The sequence below is a fragment of the Arenibacter sp. S6351L genome, assembly GCF_023016025.1.
Lineage (GTDB): Bacteria > Bacteroidota > Bacteroidia > Flavobacteriales > Flavobacteriaceae > Arenibacter > Arenibacter algicola_B.
In genome coordinates, this window is sequence record NZ_JALKBB010000042.1 from 1 (window position 1) to 17,110 (window position 17,110).

A 17,110-nucleotide genomic window follows, 5' to 3' on the forward strand; every position below is an offset into this window, starting at 1 on the left:
TGTATTACTGAGACCGATAATTTCCTGAAATTTTCAAATGCCCGGAAATTTAGCTGCCACAGTGGCCTAGCCCCATTTCCATATCAATCCGGAAGCAGTATAAGAGGTAGAACCAAAACACATTATCTAAGGAACAAAACTTTAAAGGCCATATTGTTCAAGGCTGCAGGAAGTGCCATACAGCACGATCCACAACTGAAAAGATATTATCAAAGAAAAACCCAAGAAGGAAAGCACAAACTATCAGTTTTAAATGCAGTGGCCAATAAAATAGTATTGCGGATATTTGCCGTGGTCAAGAGAGATGAACCGTTTATAAAATTAGCTGCCTAAAAATTTGTTTTTATCTTAGAATGCTCAATCTCCGTAAAGACCTAGAACATTAAACTTTGAACTTTAAATAGATTCAGCCTCTGATTACTGAATACTGAATACTGTCCCCTGACTCTTGGCTCTTGGCTCTAGTCTCCGTTCTATTGGCTATTGGCTCTGACTTCTGTTCACTTACCACCTAATACATAATACTAACTACTCAACACTACCGTTAGGCATCAAAATCCCCTGGTATACGACAGTATAACGTACTGATGGGCCCTGGCCTTCTCAAATTCCGGAGTATTATAGCGTACCCCTACCCAATACTCATTTCGGCCGTGGCGGAATTGAAAATCGAAACCAGCATAGGCTACTGTTTTATTGGAGGCGACCAATAAAACGGAATCATCGCCCAGGGCATTGCCTTCCAAGAGGCCGTTGTGCCCCACCATGCGATAACCACCACGTAGGGCAAAGAAAATCTCACTGTCCGTAGATCCAATTTGGTTGTGTGCTATACTGGAGGATAACGGATTTCTCTTTCCAAAATAGGCCACCAACTCTGGATGCATGTAAATATCCCGGGTGCCAAAAGCAAATTGGGACTGTGCCGCAATATGAATACTAAATGGGTTGGGAGCTAATTGCCATTCGTAAAGGTATCTGGTGTACAGGTTATAATGAACACTATTTTCCATTTCCCCCACCCAGGTCGGGGTTTCGGTTTTCATAACCGAATGATGGTACCACCTTTGCAAACTGCCTGCTCCCGAAGCCTCGCCTGCTATACCAAGGAGAAAATTGGCCTCTATCATATTGTTGTGCCCCACACGGGACCATCCTGACCTAAGTGCCGAAAATCCGACATAGGCGCGGTCCAATTTTTGGACGTCCTCTGTAATAAGATATGACGGAGTTATAATTTCCTGCCCAAGGGAAAAGCTAAGCTGTTCGTTTTCGGAATTAAAAAATCCCTTTTCAAGTCGGTGCCGATACGTTAAAAATAGTCCGGCAGTATAATACCGATCCGTGAGCAATATAAAATCATTGTCGTGCCGCAATCCAATTTGGTTACGAAGAGTACCCCTATCAGGATTATTCATCTCTTGTTGTGCCACGGAAATTAAGGTCCCTCCAACAAAACAAATAAACAATGTTAGGGAGTTATATAAGCCTTTGGAAAAACTGGGCCCCATTTTAAGTGGTTTAAAAACTAGATTCAACTTATTGGAGATGTATTGGCGGGGAGAAAGTACAAATTAATAATCAGAAAATTAAGTACATTTCCATTTTAGGGAGGGTGCTTCTTTGAACTCCAAGCTTAATTTACTTAGAAACAAAACCGCTTTGCTATTAGAACCTAGATACTGAACTTTTTTTGTCTTGGCAGCAGTTTCTAGACTCTTGGTTCCAAACTATTGGCTAATGTCTATTGCCAAACGAATAAGAAACTAGACTGCTTCGCTACTAGAAACTAGATACTGGACTTTTTTTTTGTCTTGACTCTAGTCTCTAGATTCTAGGCTCCGTTCTATTGACTCCTGAAAACTGAAAACTGCTAAACAGCCTATCACCATTCAATAAGTTCCAGATCTATGGGATCATCAAAGCCTTTTAGCTTTTGCGCGCCCAGTGAGGTAAAGGAGATCGGCTTGCCTATGCACAAATCTTTAACCACCTTGGCAGTAATAATTTGACCAGATCCCCCGTAGCTACAGATACGTGCCACCATATTCACCGTAGAACCAAATAGTGCGTCACCATCCTGTACCGGCTCTCCTGCCCCAATGCCTATTCTGGCCTGCAGCAAAATTCCATCCTCACGGGATTCATTGTACTTGGATAATTGGCGCTGTATTTCCACTGCACAGACCGAAGCCGTATAAGCAGATCTGAAACTTGTCAGGAATCCATCGCCCGCCCTATCCACTTCACGCCCCCCATGATCCACAAGGGCCTTTCTTACTACATCCCTATAGGTATGCACCAGAACAAGGGCCTTGCTGTCTCCCAAGGCCTGGGTAATATCTGTGGAACTCACCATATCTATGAACATAATCGCCCTAAATGGACTTTCGGTCATGGGTTTCCCGTCCTCTTTTTCGGGGTCTATTACCCGGCCCAAAAATTGGGCTACGGCCGATCCGTCCACTTCAATGATCTGGTTGGGTATAAGACCGTGTGCTTCTTGATGCATTTCTCGTACGGCAGTTGCTGATGGGGCTTCTATAAGACAAAAAGCCACGCCCTTATCTTCATCATGCCAATAGGTCAATGCCTTGCAATGATGCCTAGATTGAATTTTCATGTCCTCATGATGCGCCTTTGCAACCTCTTCAGGAGTGGCCCCTTCAATATAATGTCTGTCCATAAATAGTGGCATAGTTTCTCATTTTTAGGATGGGGGGGCGAAAATTGGTCAAAGCTGGGTAAAAGTACAGGTATAGCGCCTCATCAAAGGCCATATCACCATGACTACCAGCTTTCTAAAGATACCAAAATATTGGTTATAAATATTGAAAAAGGAGCAAATCATTGGTTGTGATTGTTAAATTTGGTAGATAAGGGAATCAGAAACAAGACCGCTTCGCTATTAAAACCTAGAAGCCGGACTACTATTTGTCTTTGCTCTAGACTCTTGCCTACTGACTAAGGAATCAGAAACTGGACCGCTTCGCTACTAGAACCTAAATACCAGACTTCTTTTGTCTTGGCTCTTGATTCTTTTCTCTTTACTCTTTAATCTTGCCTATTGGCTATTGGCTATTGGCTACTGACTAAGGAATCAGAAACAAGACCACTTCGCTATTAGAACCTAGAAGCCGGACTACTATTTGTCTTTGCTCTAGACTCTTGATTCTTTTCTCTTTACTCTTTACTCTTTACTATTGCCTATTGGCTATTGGCTATTGCCTACTGACTTAGGAATTAGAAACAAGACCGCTTCGCTACTAGAACCTAGAAGCCGGACCACTATTTGTCTTTGCTCTAGACTCTAGACTCTAGACTCTTGATTCTTTTCTCTTTACTCTTGCCTATTGGCTAATGGCTCTTGCCTATTAACTACAATCTGATTAGTAAGGTTATATTCAAACTAACTTTTTGCAATGCTAATAACTCAACATCAATAGTTTGGTCATTTTTTTGTTATATTAGATAAACCAAGGATTATGAACCTAGTCCCATACATTTTGAATACCCTTAATAACCTTGGAAGTATTATCAAATATTAAATTATATAATTATGAAAAATGTAAATCCAGTGGTTTGGTTCGAAATTTATGTTGATGACTTAAAGCGGGCCAAAAAATTTTACGAAGCCGTATTTCAACTGGAGTTGAATGAAATGCCAATGCCACCTTCTGCCGAGGACAGTATGAAAATGCTATTTTTTCCTGCTAATATGGAATCCAAGAACAGTGCTTCCGGAGCCTTGGTGAAAATGGATGGATTTAAGGCTGGCAACAATAGTACTATTGTATATTTTATGAGCGAGGATTGCAGTGAGGAAGAATCTAGGATAAATGCCGCGGGTGGAAAGGTGATGAAGCCCAAAGTTTTCCTTGGTGAGTATGGTGCTATGGTTCTGGCATGTGATACCGAAGGAAATATGATTGGTATACATTCCATGAAGTAGCACTCTGTACAAAGTCGCAAGGCCTTAAATCTATGGTGCTTCCTAAAAAGTACATGGGTCCAATTTCAGACTAAACATAAGGACAAAGCCAATTAAAAAAGGGAACCAGCTCTCGCCCATTCCCTTTTCTATATATCTTAAATATACTTTCTATGCCGGCATATCCGGTAATTTCCAACCTTCCCTATAGGTATGATTTATAAGTTCTTTGGCGAAAGCATTGGCATCAACGGGGTCCGTCCATTCCTTTTCGAAATGTGGGCGTCCGTCCTTCATCACGAAATTATCACGGATTACGGTCTTGATGGTCTCGTTCTGTCCTATATTGGTAAAGCGCATATTCTCCCCATCCCAATTCAAAATTTTATCCAAGGACTGTAAGCGTACCGCCAAAACACCCATAACCACCATTTCATTAAAAGGTCCGGCTTCTGAAAAGTCGGACGTACAAGGCTTGCGGTTCTCCGCACTTTCCTTGCAGGCCCGTACCCAGTCCATCTCATGAGCACCTCTGTTCCAAGCCTTTCCGATCTCTTTTTCCACCCTTCGCTCTGTCTCTGCCACTTTAGGAAGTTCCCTTCCCAAAATTTCCGGTTCCACCCCATAACAACCGGTATGCATTATACCTTTGGTACCGTAAAAGAAGGTTCCTCCACCAGATTTGTTGGGGTTCTTGCCACTAGGCCAATTGGAAGGTAGATTAGGCTTAATACCGCCATCATACCAATTAATCTCTACCTCCGGCAATTTGATCTTCCCTTTCCTGCCCCGTTCCGGGAAAGTCATTTGTACGGATTGTGCCGTTGGGGCACTGTCCCTTAACAGCAGTGAGGAACTCCCTTGTACCCTGGTAGGATAGCCCAATTTTAAGGCTTCAAATACGGGGTGAAGAATATGGCAGGCCATATCCCCAAGAGCCCCGGTACCGTAATTCCACCAGCCGCGCCAGTTCCATGGATGGTACACCTGATTGTAAGGTATTAGTTCTGCAGGACCGGTAAACAAATCCCAATCCAAGGTATCCGGCACCCACTGTCCTTGTGTAGGTGGATTTAAGCCTTGTGGCCAAATCGGTCTATTGGTAAAGGATTCCACTTTTGTTATATCTCCAATGGCACCGCTCCAAATTAATTCGCAGGTTTTGGCCACTCCTTCTCCAGAGGCCCCTTGATTCCCCATTTGTGTGGCCACATTATGTTTCTTGGCCAACTTGGTCAATAATCTTGATTCGTATACCGAATGGGTAAGAGGCTTTTGCACATAAACATGTTTTCCTCGCACTATGGCCTCTGCCGCTACAATGGCATGGGTATGATCGGCCGTAGCTACCAAAACAGCATCAAATTCATTGCCCATCTCATCGAACATCACCCTAAAATCCTTGTATTTCTTAGCTTTGGGAAAGTAATCGAAACAATCTTTTGCATATTTCCAATCCACATCACAGAGTCCGACTATATTTTCACTCTGTAAATTTTTCAGGTTGCCAAACCCCATACTTCCCACTCCTACTCCAACAATATTCAATTTATCACTGGGAGCCTTATGCCCCAATCCCGAAATTACATTGCTCGGGAGAATAGTAATACCGGCAGCGGCCACTCCCGTTTTACTGATAAAAGATCTACGTGTAATTGGTAGGGGTTTGTTTGGTTCTTTTTTCATTGTAAAGATTGCTTTTGATTGTTTACTATTTTTTTAATTTGCATTTAGTGCTCTCTAAATTCGGAAAAAAAATGGTCTTATTGGAGGAATACCGAAAATTTGTCATTAAAATTATACCAATTTTACTTAGTTTAAGCTCATATATTTTAGATCAACCATGTCCAAAACCCTATACCGAGTCTATGTTGTGGAATTATCCAAGCGCGTTTTTACAGAGAATGCCAAGTTTAGGGCCGCCAATCCCCAATTTAATGGTGTATTGGAATGTTTATATGTGGGTATGACCTCCAAGACCCCTAAGGAACGATTTGAACAGCATAAGACCGGATATAGAAATAAGAAGGGCCATAAATTATCCTCCAACATTGTGGAGAAATACGGGCTGTATCTAAGGCCCAGCCTTTATAATCATATAGATCCCGTATTGACCAGAGCGGAAGCTTTAGAAATTGAGGAAGGTCTGGCCTTGGAATTAAGACGTGAGCGGTATGCTGTTTGGTATAATTAAGTAGGTGTGGATACTGAAAAAATTTCCTAAATTTAAATAAGTTATCACTCATTAATTGGCAATGGATCCACAATACCAAATTGCATCCTACATTCAGCGATTTATTTCTTTAACGGAAGAGGAGGCATCCCATTTTAGCTCCAAATTTAAGGTAGTAAAGGTTCGAAAAAAACAATTCATTGTACAACCCAATTTTACTGCAAAAAAAAGATTCTATGTTGTTGAGGGTGCATTGCGTTCATTTGTGGTAAATGAGTCCGGACAGGAAACAACCATAGCCTTGGCCATCAATGATTGGTGGATTACGGATTATAATAGCTATATATTTCAACAACCTGCCACTATGTTCGTGGAGGCCTTGGAAAGTAGCACTTTATTGGAACTGGATTTTGAAAAAGAACAGGATTTGAAGAAAAGCAATCCAAAGTTTGAGACCTTTTTCAGGATTATTGCAGAAAGGGGTTTGGCTTCCCAACAACGTAGAATAACTATGAATTTGACCAAGTCTGCGGAAGAACGGTACACCTATTTCACAGAAAAATATCCGCAATTTTTACAACATATCCCACAATACGCCTTGGCTTCTTATCTTGGAATGACCACCGAATTTCTCTCAAAAATTCGGAACAACAAAGTGAAAGGTAAAAGTTGAATTATTTCAACCATATTTCCTAATCTACTTCAACTTTTTCCATAATCATTTAAGGCAACTTTGCTTTGTCATTAATCCTGTACACAGCATGGAAGCATTTACTAAATATTATCTATTGGATTGGCTGGCCATGATCTTAAGCCTCATAGCCGTTTATTGTTTAGGGAAAAAGAACAAATCCGGTTTTATCTACTTTGCCATAGCCAATTTAATTTGGATAAGCTTGGGCTTTGGACCAATAGGCAGTTTTGGTATTGGAATTGGCAACAGTGCCTTTTTAATAATGAACATCAGAGGATTTATAACTTGGAAACATAATAAAAATGAAAAATTTATTTAGCCCGCTAAAACTTAGGGAATTGGAGTTAAAAAACAGAATAGCCCTTTCTCCAATGCAACAATACAGTGCCATAGAGGGTATACCCAATAACTGGCATTTGGTCCACCTGGGGAGCAGGGCTGTAGGAGGTGCCGGATTGATTATAACCGAATGTACTGCTGTATCGGAAGAAGGATTGAATACCTTATATGATACTGGTCTTTGGAACAATAGGCAAATGGAGGCTTGGAAACCTATAGTAAGGTTTGTTAAGGAACAAGGATCAAAAATTGGCGTTCAATTGTGGCACTCCGGAGGGAAAGGCAGTAATACCCATCCAAATGAAGGAATGAAACCATTGCCTCTGGACAAGGGCGGATGGATTACCAAAAGTGCATCTTCAACTGTAATCAACGGAATTACAACACAGGAATTGACCTTTGGAGAAATACAAAAACTAAAATTGGATTTTGCTTCAGCCGCCAAAAGAGCCTTATTAGCAGGGTTCGACACTATAGAACTCCATGCGGGACACGGTTATCTATTTCATCAGTTTTATTCTTCCGTCGTTAACAAAAGAAGTGACCAATATGGAGGAAGCTTCGAAAATAGGATTCGTTTTTTGATTGAAACTGTTCAGGAAATAAGAAAAGTAATACCTGATACCATGCCCTTATTGGTCAGGATTTCTGCAGTGGACTATTTGGATTCAGCGGATGCATGGAGTATGAAAGATAGTTTGGCCCTATCCAAGATTTTAAAGAACAATGGCGTTGATCTCATAACCGCCTCAGGTGGTGGTTTTGCCCATGTGGACAAATCAATGGTTTTTCCAAATTACCAATTGCCTTATGCAACGGAAATAAAAGAAAAAATAGGGATTCCCGTGGGTACCGTAGGCATGATCACAACGTCGGCACAGGCCAACGATATAATTACACAGGAGCTGGCAGACTTGGTGGTTATTGCTCGAGAGCACTTGCGAAACCCCTATTTTTCCATAAACGCAGCCCATGAATTGAATATGGAACACCAAATTCCCTGGCAATATGGCAGAGCTTTCAATTCAAATAAAAAGAATTCTTGAACATGATTTTTTCGGGGCCAGGGACAACTGTTAATCTCTATATTGAAGAAATATAAAAATTCAGTCAATTATTCAAAGGAGTGTGGTATTTTAGGGATGTGAAGCAAGAAAAGATACGATTTCACAACCAATTTACTAATCAGTAGTCTCTTGAATCAGCATTAATCCTTTTAGTAGGAGCGTTATGAAAAATTTCTTAGTTGTCCTTTTTACCGTATTCACTATTTTCTATTGCCATTCGCAAATCCTAAAACAAAAAATACCCGATAAACTGGTAGTTCTCACTTTTGATGATGCTCCGGCAAGTCAATATTCCGTTGTAGCCCCAATGTTAAAAGAGTACGGTTTTGGAGCCACCTTTTTTGTGTGTGAATTCCCTCCGAATTATAAGGACAGTACCCTATACATGAATTGGCGACAGATCAAGGCCCTGGACAACATGGGATTTGAAGTTGCCAATCACACCCGCACCCATGCCAATGTAAGCAAACTGACGCAAACAGAATTTAATGCCGAGTTGGAATATATAGAAAATAAATGCGATTCCTTGGGAATTGCCAAACCGCAAAACTTTGCTTATCCCGGCTACGGACTAAATGCCCTTACCTTGGAATTTCTACAAAAAAAAGAATACACCTTTGCCCGGGCCGGCGGCAGCAGGGCTTATGACCCCTTAGTTGATCATCCCTATCTTATTCCCAGTTGGGCAACCGATGCTGAAAACAAAAAAGAAATTATGACTTCCCTGGACCAAGCCAAAAATGGAAAGATTGTGGTGCTAACGTTACACGGTGTACCCGATATTGAGCACCCTTGGGTAAATACGCCACCTGCACTCTTTAGGGAATATCTGCAGTATTTATCCGACCATAATTACAAGGTGATTTCCCTTAGGCAATTACAAGCCTATATTGATGCGGATGAAGCCAAGGGAATAATATCTCCTGACTTAAAAAAGAAACTGAGTAACTAAAAATTCTACATCCATGAAAAAACTTGTACTGCTTTTTCTCATAATGATTTCCATACATTCGGAAGCTCAACAAACCATAGATCTTTATTCATCAACAATTCCCAATAGCAAGCCTAGCGAGACAAAAGAAATTGAATTAAAAAAGGACGGGCAGTTCTTTGGATACAAAAGTGTCTCCCGGCCCAACATAAAAGTTTACCTTCCCGAGGAGGAATTGTCAACGGGAGCCGCTGTAATTATTTGCCCAGGTGGCGGATATGGCATGGAAAGCTACAAACTGGAAGGCATACGTATTGCAGAGGCCTTTAATAGCAGGGGCATTGCCGCCTTCGTCCTAAAATACCGCTTGCCCAATGATTCAATTATGATCGATAAAAGCATTGGACCACTACAAGATGCGCAGCAAGCCATAAAAATAGTACGGCAAAGGGCTGCAGAATGGCATTTGGATCCGGATAAAATAGGAATTATGGGGTTTTCTGCCGGAGGGCATTTAGCATCGACCGCAGGAACTCATTTCAACAAATCTTACATCCCCAATTCTGAAGGCATAAGCTTGAGACCCGGCTTTATGATTTTGATCTATCCCGTAATCAGTATGAAAGACGAACTGACCCACAACGGATCTCGCGAGAATTTACTTGGAAAATCGGCCTCGGAGGAACAAATTTTAAGCTTTTCCAACGAACTCCACATCGATTCCGAAACTCCGCCAACGTGGTTGACGCATACTGGTGATGATACCGTAGTTCCCGTGGAAAATAGTATTCGGTTCTACCAAGAGTTGATAAAAAATAAAATACCATCGGAAATGCACCTGTACCCAAAAGGCAATCATGGTTTTGTTTTAAGTATCCCTACCGATGAATGGATGCAGCCCTTGTTTTCCTGGATGGATAAAAGTGGTATCGTAAATCCATAACCCTATAACCAACCAAAAAGCATTTTTTCGATGAACAAGGTACTCGCCAAAACAATTCAAATATGTCTAGTAGCCCTTATCGGCCTCATTGGCCATTCACAGGAAATCCTATTTAAAAAGATAGCTATTATTACGGGCAATGGGGCGAGCCAGGTAGAACTGAATATAGCCGATTTATTGAAGCAAAGATTGGAAGAAAACGCCAATATTGATGTGCGTCTTATCCGGGAGACGAAAGAACTCCAGTACGTTTCAGGGGAATTACAAATTCTTTTGGGCACCCCAGAGCGCCATTCCCTATTGTCCGCCCAATTTAAGACATTAAGGATTCCTGAACTAACCCCATTGGCTCCGGGCCGGGAAGGGTTTCTATTAAAATCTGTTGATGATTCCAACAGTTTAATTTTAATTGCCGCTGGTTTGGATGATCGGGGTTGCCTATATGCCGTTGGGGAAATATTGAGGCAATTGGTATATAAAGAAGGCCAACTGGCCCTACCCAACAATTTAAACATTAGGACGGCTCCTGCCTTCGAAATCCGGGGAACCCAAATTGGACAAAGTAGTGTTGCCAAAAAATTGGCTCAGGTAAGGGATTGGACCGAAGAGGAAACACAAGGTGCACTCTTGGATTATGCGCTGGCAGGCGCCAATATTTTTGCAGCCGAAGATGAGTCCATGTACCATTTTATAAAATCTTATGGATTGATGACACAGACTAAATTTGGGGCCAATACTGCTGGAGCCAAAGTGCCAATGGAATGGAATGCCTTCGAATCCATTGGGCGTTCAGGATATGTCTGTCTTTCAGTTCCTGAGGCCAGGGATTATATGCTACAGAAATGTAACGAGCATTTTAAGGATAGCCAATTCTATGATCTTATTGAATTCTATGGTGGTGATGGCGGCGGTTGTGAATGTGATAAATGCAATCCTTATGGCCTAACGTTCATAAAATTGGTGGAGGAAATGGCTGCGATTATCCATAAATATCACCCCAAAAGTCGCATCTATTTTACCAATCAAAAATTTGACAATGAGGACGACAACGCCATATTCCAGTATTTACAGGAAAAACCAAGGGATTGGCTTTGGGCATGGGGATATGGTCCCGGTTCGGATGCCACAACCTGGCAACCAGGACATCGGCAAACACACCGCATGGATCTTTTTGAATACCCCGGATTTGGGCCCTATGGATTGTATCCCAAAGAAATAATCCATCAAATTCCTTCTCGTCACAAGTTGATCTATTACAATGAAATTACCCATTGGAAATATGCCCAACACGCTTATATCCAAATGTATCCCAGGGCCGATCGAAACGGAGATCTACCTCCGCATTGGAGTAATGAAATATATAATAGGCGGCCCGATCAATTCCTAACAATGGTCTATAATCGATTAACCTTCTTTGCTTGGCCCGAATATTATCACAGGGTCTTTAACGATTTAATGCGTTATGGCAATGGAGACATAACACATTCCAGTGGACACCACGATCATTTTAACCAGTGGATGTGGCAACGTTTATTGTGGTCCCCGAGGACAACTGTTGATGAAATTCTGACGGAATATTCAGAAACCTGGTTTGGACTTGAAGCAGCCCCATTCATGGCCAAAGCCATTTTGCAATTGGAAAAAAATCTGGAAGAAAAGGAAGGGGTTCCCCTTGATAAAAAACAGGGAATAGATGAGTATTACGATCTTGTACAACAAGCCGGACAAGTAATGCCCTCTAGAATAATGGAAAGCAATTGGCTATGGCGAATGTACATGCAAAAAGCCGCACTGGACAAATACGTGAAACTCAATGTTGCGCAACAAAAGGAATTGGAGCGCCAAATAGAAGAAGATGTTGCAGCCTATTTACAGAACGACCGGACCATTGCACTAAAGGATATTTTCAATAAATTGAAGTTTCCAAAAGAGACTATGGAAATGGCCGCCCTTCGTGAGGAGGCCAAACGGTTGGGGGAAGAGAGCAATACTATTTATGGACAAAGAAACGATGGTTATTTTAACCTACAACATGATTATATTGGGTTAGGTTGGCTCAAGAGACAGTTGACAAGGGCCCAAAATACCGATACAAAAAAGGCCGATGAGCTTTTAAAAATGATCGTTGATTATGCAAACCCCGGTGAAGGTGGGTTTTATGACAACTTGGGTACTGGAAATATAGCTCCCCATGTCATTAACGGATACCCCTATGACCATGGGCAACCCTACGTTTCGCAAATGTTATCGGAGGAAAATAGGCCAAGCCAACGCTCCATGCACTTCACCCAAAATGAAGATCAAGGGGTAAGTCTTTTTTACACAGACCTAGACCCCAAGGCCTCCTATTCTGTTAAGTTTACTTTTGTTCGACCTTGGTTCCAAGAGCGTTATGCCTCCAGGATGAATCAAAAATCTCAAAAAATATATGCCGATGATATTGTCTTGGCCGATAATGTTGAATTACCACTACAAATGAGCGATTTTTTTACGTATCGCATTCCTAAATCGGTAACGAAGGACGGAGAATTGACCATTAGATTGGAACGTGCACCCGATGTGGCCCATGGTGACCGTATTAGTGTAGAACAATGGCGTAATTCAGGTGGTTGGGGCACCTTGGCCTCTGAAGTGTGGTTGCTAAAGAATTAAGCTATAGGCCTGCCTCCAATGGCTCTTCCCCCAAAGACAAAACCTGGCCATACAAATAAGTTTATGCCTAGGGTTACAACTGGCCTCTATGTATTTATAAAAGATTAAAACTACGGCCAAAAGCCAAATTTTAGAAGAAATGTTCAACGGATTTCACTATATTTCAATAGAAAAACACCAACGCTCCTACCCTCCCCCTGCCCAAGCTGCAACTTCTTGGCAAGGCATCCGGTGGCCCTAAAAAAATGAAATGGATACACTAAGCAAGTTATTGGATTTTAATCTGATCAGTATTGGCGATTATAAAATTAAAGTGTACAGCCTTGTCATTATACTTTTAATTTTACTTATCACCAAGGTGATAGTGCAGCTAATAAAAAAAGCCCTGTTTCGCCGTTACAAAGGGGTACACTTTGATACGGGAAATACCTATGCCCTCTATCAAATTATTAAATATGTGATATGGGTCATTGCCATTGGTTTTATTTTGGAATCCATTGGCGTTAAGTTGACCTTATTTTTAGCTGGTTCGGCGGCACTTTTGGTTGGGGTTGGATTGGGCTTGCAACAAACCTTCAACGACATAATTTCTGGTATCATATTGCTTTCGGAGAAGTCGATCAAAATCAACGACATCCTTGAAATAGATGGGGATATTGTTGAAATCCAAGAAATTGGGCTGCGAACCTCAAGGGGACTAAACAGAAACGACATATCTATCATCATCCCTAATTCTTTGATTACGACCAACAAGGTAATCAACTGGAGCCATCAGAAAAGAAAGACCCGTTTCAAGATAGGTGTTGGGGTGGCTTATGGCAGCAATGTAGATCTTGTGGTAAAAATATTGGAGGAAAGTGTCTTGGAGCATCCCGATTTTGAGGATGGTAAATCCATAGAGGGCCGCTTTGTAAATTTTGGCAATTCCTCCTTGGATTTCGAGGTGCTTTTTTTTAGTGAAAATGTATTTAGGATCGAGAAGGTAAAAAGTGATATCAGAAAGATCATTAACCGTAAATTCAGTGAAAACAAAATTGTTATACCATTTCCCCAAATGGACCTGCACTTTAAGTCGGGCCATACAGAAATTTTCCCAAAAAATGAATAACAGGGTAAACAACATAGTATAAACAAAAGAAAAAGTGGTGATCAACAAAAAAATAAACATGGCAAGATTCATAAAGAAATCCAAGGAAGAGATAGGTGTTTCACCGGATGAACTTATCTTCCGGGGCGATAAGAGAATTAATGAAGTACTGCTTCGAATAATTGACTTTGATGCCAATAGCCTGGCCGAAGAAACCATTAAGACGGTAAAGGAGGTGTTAAAATATCAGGAAAAGGACACCGTTACCTGGTTTAATATAGATGGACTGCACAATACCGAAATTATTGAAGGAATTGCCAATGAATTTAATTTTGACAGAATGGTTTTGGCCGATGTATTGAACACCCAGGCACGGCCCACGATCAAGGAATACGACAACTGCATTTTTATTTCCATAAAAATGTTGCAGCAACAGCCCAACTCGGACACCATTCAGGTGGAGAATTTAAGTTTGATCTTGACCGAATCTATCCTAATATCCTTTCAGGAAACCAAAGGCGATGTCTTTGAACCGGTCAGGGAGCGCATAAGGAAACAAAAAAGGAGAATTAGAAATGGCGGCACGGATTACCTGTTATTTGCCTTGCTGGATATTGTTATTGATAACTACATCTACATTATTGGGGTTCTGGGCGAAAAAATTGAAACCCTTGAAGAAAGCCTGCTCCAAGAACCCAAGCAGGAGATTATAGGGGAAATCAACTCCTATAAACGGGAATTGAATTTCTTGAGAAAGAATATTAAACCCGCCAAGGAAGTGATATTGAGCCTCGCCAAAATGGAATCGGATTATATTACGGAAAGTACCGAGATGCATTTTAAGGAACTACAGGACAATATTAATCATGCCAGCGATTCCTCCGACAGTTACAGGGAGATACTATCCGACCAATTGAACATTTATCACACCACCATCAGTAGTAAGTTGAACGATATCATGAAATTCCTGACGGTATTTTCGGTGATCTTTATACCGTTGACCTTTATTGCCGGAATCTATGGAACCAACTTTGATGTAGTCCCTGAACTTCATTATAAGTATAGCTATTTTATCATGTGGGGGGTAATCATTGTTATTGCCATTGGCATGTTGATCTATTTTAGAAAAAAGAAATGGTTGTAAAAACTCTAAATAGCATAATACGTACTAACCTTCTTCTAATAGGAGTTTTGATGATGAATTACACCAATGGACAGGATCTAAAAAAACACCAATGGGAAAATCGAGTGGTTATAATCGTTTCCCAAAATGAGGATTCTAGGGCATATCAAGAACAAATTACCGAATTTAATAGTCTTCCCAAGGAACTCAAGGAAAGAAAAATTATAGTCTATCAGGTTTTGCCGGATAGGTATAAATTAATGAATTACCAGATTAAAGGAAAAGATATCGAGTGGATAACTTCTCCTACACTTTTTGATAAATTTGCAAACAATAAGGAAGACTTTAAGGTGATTTTGATAGGCTTGGACGGGGGCATAAAACTAGAAAAGATTGAAGTACTTTCAACATCGGAACTTTTTGCAACCATTGACGTTATGCCGATGAGAAGAGCCGAAATGAAAAACAAAAACAGGTAAATCAATATTTGTAGAACTGTTATTGACATGGCAAATCCGCAATTGTTTATTTTTAAAAAATATGGATCCTAAACAATCAAGCTGATCCAATGAATAAAATCCACACCATGGAAATAACCAAAACTTCCACATACTACCTTTTATTGCTTTTAGTGGTTATGCTCGGCAGTTGTAAAAAAGAAACCGAGAAAAAACCGACCCAAATTAATACTGGAGAGTTATTATTCAATTCTTCCAACAAGGAATTGGACAAGGCTTTCAGCTGGGCAAAGTACAAGGCCCTGTCCTACGCCCATGACAATGATGACCCGGTTGGGTACTGGTATGAAGCTGCACTGCCCGACCGTGAAGCGTTTTGCATGCGAGACGTGTCGCATCAGGCTATTGGGGCAGAAATTTTAGGATTGGGAAAACACAATTTTAATATGTTCCTAAAGTTTGCCCAAAACATTAGTAAGGAAAAAGATTACTGTAGCTATTGGGAAATTAACAGGTTTAATAAACCGGCCCCGGTAGACTACGAAAACGATCAAGATTTTTGGTATAACCTGCCTGCCAACTTTGATGTAACCTACAGCGCCAATCGACTTTATAAATGGACCGGAAACAAAGATTACCTGGAGAACCCAGATCTGATAAATTTTTATGAACTGAGCCTTAATGAATATGTTGACCGTTGGGAATTGGGTTCGGACAAAATCTTAAACCGAAGTCGCTCCCTGCATACACCCGAGAATCTTGAAAAAAGCAGGTTTGGAAATAAAAGGGGAATCCCTTCCTATAATGAAGGTGGTAGAGGGGAAACAATTTTAGGTATAGATATGTCCGCGTCCATCGTGGCCGCATACAGGGCCTACGCAGAAATGTTACAGCTAAGGGGCAATCTGTCCCTATCTGCAGAATACATGGAGAAGGCCAAACAGGAACAGGAATTCCTAGATCAATTTTGGTATGATAACGAAAATGAGGAATATCGTTCCATTCTTTATGACAATGGGAACTTTGATTATTTTATGGTAGGGGAAGATCAGGCTTTTTTGCATTATCTATTTTATTTTGATGCCATCCGGGACGATTCTAAAATTTTGGATCTGGTAGAGAAATACGAGACCAATTTTAGTAAATTAATAGTAGAACTAAAATCCTATTTGCCTATCATATTTTATGAAAACGGCAAGTCTGAATTGGCCAACAAGATGATCATTAACTTGTGCAGTCCCCTAAATACCAGACGGGCCTATCCAGAAAATTCCTTTACAGTAATTGAGCATTTAACCCGAGGCTTGATGGGTTTAGAGGCAGATGCCGCCACTAATGGGTTTGTGAGCTTTTCTAGGTTGGAGAAAGATTTGGAATGGGCTGAAATGGACAACGTTCCCCTACTCTCCAATATAATTGGTGTAAAACATTTTGGAAGGACCAAAACCATAGCCCACAATATAAATGGGGAAACTATAAAATGGACCGCTAAAATACCTGGTACCCATGAGTTTTTATTTGTGAACGGTACAAAAACAAATTGTACCGTAGAGAAAAATACACCACAGCCTTATTCTTATCTTAGCATAGACCTGAAAGAAGGCGAAAGTGCCACCGTCTCCACAACTCTACAATCCTAATTAAAAAAATGGAACTGCTTAATATTAGTAATATAATGTTACAACGAAATAAAATGATTATTGTCATATTTC

16 protein-coding genes are annotated in these 17,110 nt (G+C 40.8%); 13 read left to right on the plus strand and 3 right to left on the minus strand.

Going from position 1 to position 17,110, the window contains the following annotated elements:
• Positions 1-333, plus strand: a 333-nt coding sequence (locus MWU82_RS22485; protein WP_247098010.1) for a transposase, incomplete at its 5' end; no start/stop codon positions are given.
• 218 nt (positions 334-551) lie between these two features.
• Here MWU82_RS22485 and MWU82_RS22490 read toward each other — a convergent pair.
• Both MWU82_RS22490 and MWU82_RS22495 read right to left on the minus strand, forming a co-directional pair.
• Complete coding sequence (locus MWU82_RS22490) at positions 552-1,511, minus strand: lipid A-modifier LpxR family protein (protein ID WP_247098011.1); 960 nt, start codon at positions 1,509-1,511, stop codon at positions 552-554.
• A 374-nt stretch (positions 1,512-1,885) separates the two neighbouring features.
• Positions 1,886-2,698 (minus strand): nickel-binding protein, encoded by an 813-nt coding sequence (locus MWU82_RS22495; RefSeq protein ID WP_215949002.1) that lies wholly within the window; start codon positions 2,696-2,698, stop codon positions 1,886-1,888.
• A gap of 861 nt (positions 2,699-3,559) precedes the next feature.
• On the opposite strand from MWU82_RS22495, the gene MWU82_RS22500 reads away from it, so the two are divergent.
• Positions 3,560-3,952 (plus strand): VOC family protein, encoded by a 393-nt coding sequence (locus tag MWU82_RS22500; RefSeq protein ID WP_247098012.1) that lies wholly within the window; start codon positions 3,560-3,562, stop codon positions 3,950-3,952.
• Positions 3,953-4,102: 150 nt separating this feature from the next.
• On the opposite strand, the gene MWU82_RS22505 is transcribed toward MWU82_RS22500, so the two are convergent.
• Positions 4,103-5,617 (minus strand): Gfo/Idh/MocA family oxidoreductase, encoded by a 1,515-nt coding sequence (locus MWU82_RS22505; protein WP_111623016.1) that lies wholly within the window; start codon positions 5,615-5,617, stop codon positions 4,103-4,105.
• A gap of 157 nt (positions 5,618-5,774) precedes the next feature.
• On the opposite strand from MWU82_RS22505, the gene MWU82_RS22510 reads away from it, so the two are divergent.
• The 11 genes from MWU82_RS22510 (at position 5,775) to MWU82_RS22560 (ending at position 17,038) form a co-directional block, all read left to right on the plus strand.
• Positions 5,775-6,125 (plus strand): ribose-5-phosphate isomerase, encoded by a 351-nt coding sequence (locus MWU82_RS22510; RefSeq protein WP_031443704.1) that lies wholly within the window; start codon positions 5,775-5,777, stop codon positions 6,123-6,125.
• A 61-nt stretch (positions 6,126-6,186) separates the two neighbouring features.
• Positions 6,187-6,777 (plus strand): Crp/Fnr family transcriptional regulator, encoded by a 591-nt coding sequence (locus MWU82_RS22515; protein WP_215948999.1) that lies wholly within the window; start codon positions 6,187-6,189, stop codon positions 6,775-6,777.
• A gap of 88 nt (positions 6,778-6,865) precedes the next feature.
• On the plus strand, positions 6,866-7,117 hold the full coding sequence (locus MWU82_RS22520; RefSeq protein WP_215948998.1) for a nicotinamide mononucleotide transporter: 252 nt from the start codon (positions 6,866-6,868) through the stop codon (positions 7,115-7,117).
• Entirely contained in the window at positions 7,101-8,183 is a 1,083-nt protein-coding gene (locus MWU82_RS22525; RefSeq protein ID WP_111623013.1) for an NADH:flavin oxidoreductase/NADH oxidase, read from the plus strand. Before MWU82_RS22520 ends, MWU82_RS22525 begins: the two co-directional genes overlap by 17 nt.
• 184 nt (positions 8,184-8,367) lie before the next feature.
• A complete protein-coding gene (locus MWU82_RS22530) occupies positions 8,368-9,156 on the plus strand; it encodes a polysaccharide deacetylase family protein (RefSeq protein ID WP_247098013.1) in 789 nt (262 codons plus the stop codon).
• Positions 9,157-9,169: 13 nt separating this feature from the next.
• Positions 9,170-10,078: an alpha/beta hydrolase gene (locus MWU82_RS22535; protein WP_247098014.1), complete on the plus strand. Its 909-nt coding sequence runs from the start codon at positions 9,170-9,172 to the stop codon at positions 10,076-10,078.
• A 30-nt stretch (positions 10,079-10,108) separates the two neighbouring features.
• Positions 10,109-12,730, plus strand: coding sequence for a hypothetical protein (locus tag MWU82_RS22540; RefSeq protein WP_247098015.1), 2,622 nt, complete (start codon positions 10,109-10,111; stop codon positions 12,728-12,730).
• 250 nt (positions 12,731-12,980) lie between these two features.
• Positions 12,981-13,838 (plus strand): mechanosensitive ion channel domain-containing protein, encoded by an 858-nt coding sequence (locus MWU82_RS22545; protein ID WP_215948993.1) that lies wholly within the window; start codon positions 12,981-12,983, stop codon positions 13,836-13,838.
• Between the two features lie 58 nt (positions 13,839-13,896).
• A complete protein-coding gene (gene corA / locus MWU82_RS22550) occupies positions 13,897-14,961 on the plus strand; it encodes a magnesium/cobalt transporter CorA (RefSeq protein ID WP_215948992.1) in 1,065 nt (354 codons plus the stop codon).
• 50 nt (positions 14,962-15,011) lie between these two features.
• On the plus strand, positions 15,012-15,419 hold the full coding sequence (locus MWU82_RS22555; protein ID WP_247098016.1) for a DUF4174 domain-containing protein: 408 nt from the start codon (positions 15,012-15,014) through the stop codon (positions 15,417-15,419).
• A gap of 107 nt (positions 15,420-15,526) precedes the next feature.
• Positions 15,527-17,038: a hypothetical protein gene (locus tag MWU82_RS22560; protein ID WP_247098017.1), complete on the plus strand. Its 1,512-nt coding sequence runs from the start codon at positions 15,527-15,529 to the stop codon at positions 17,036-17,038.
• The last annotated feature ends 72 nt before the right edge of the window (positions 17,039-17,110 follow it).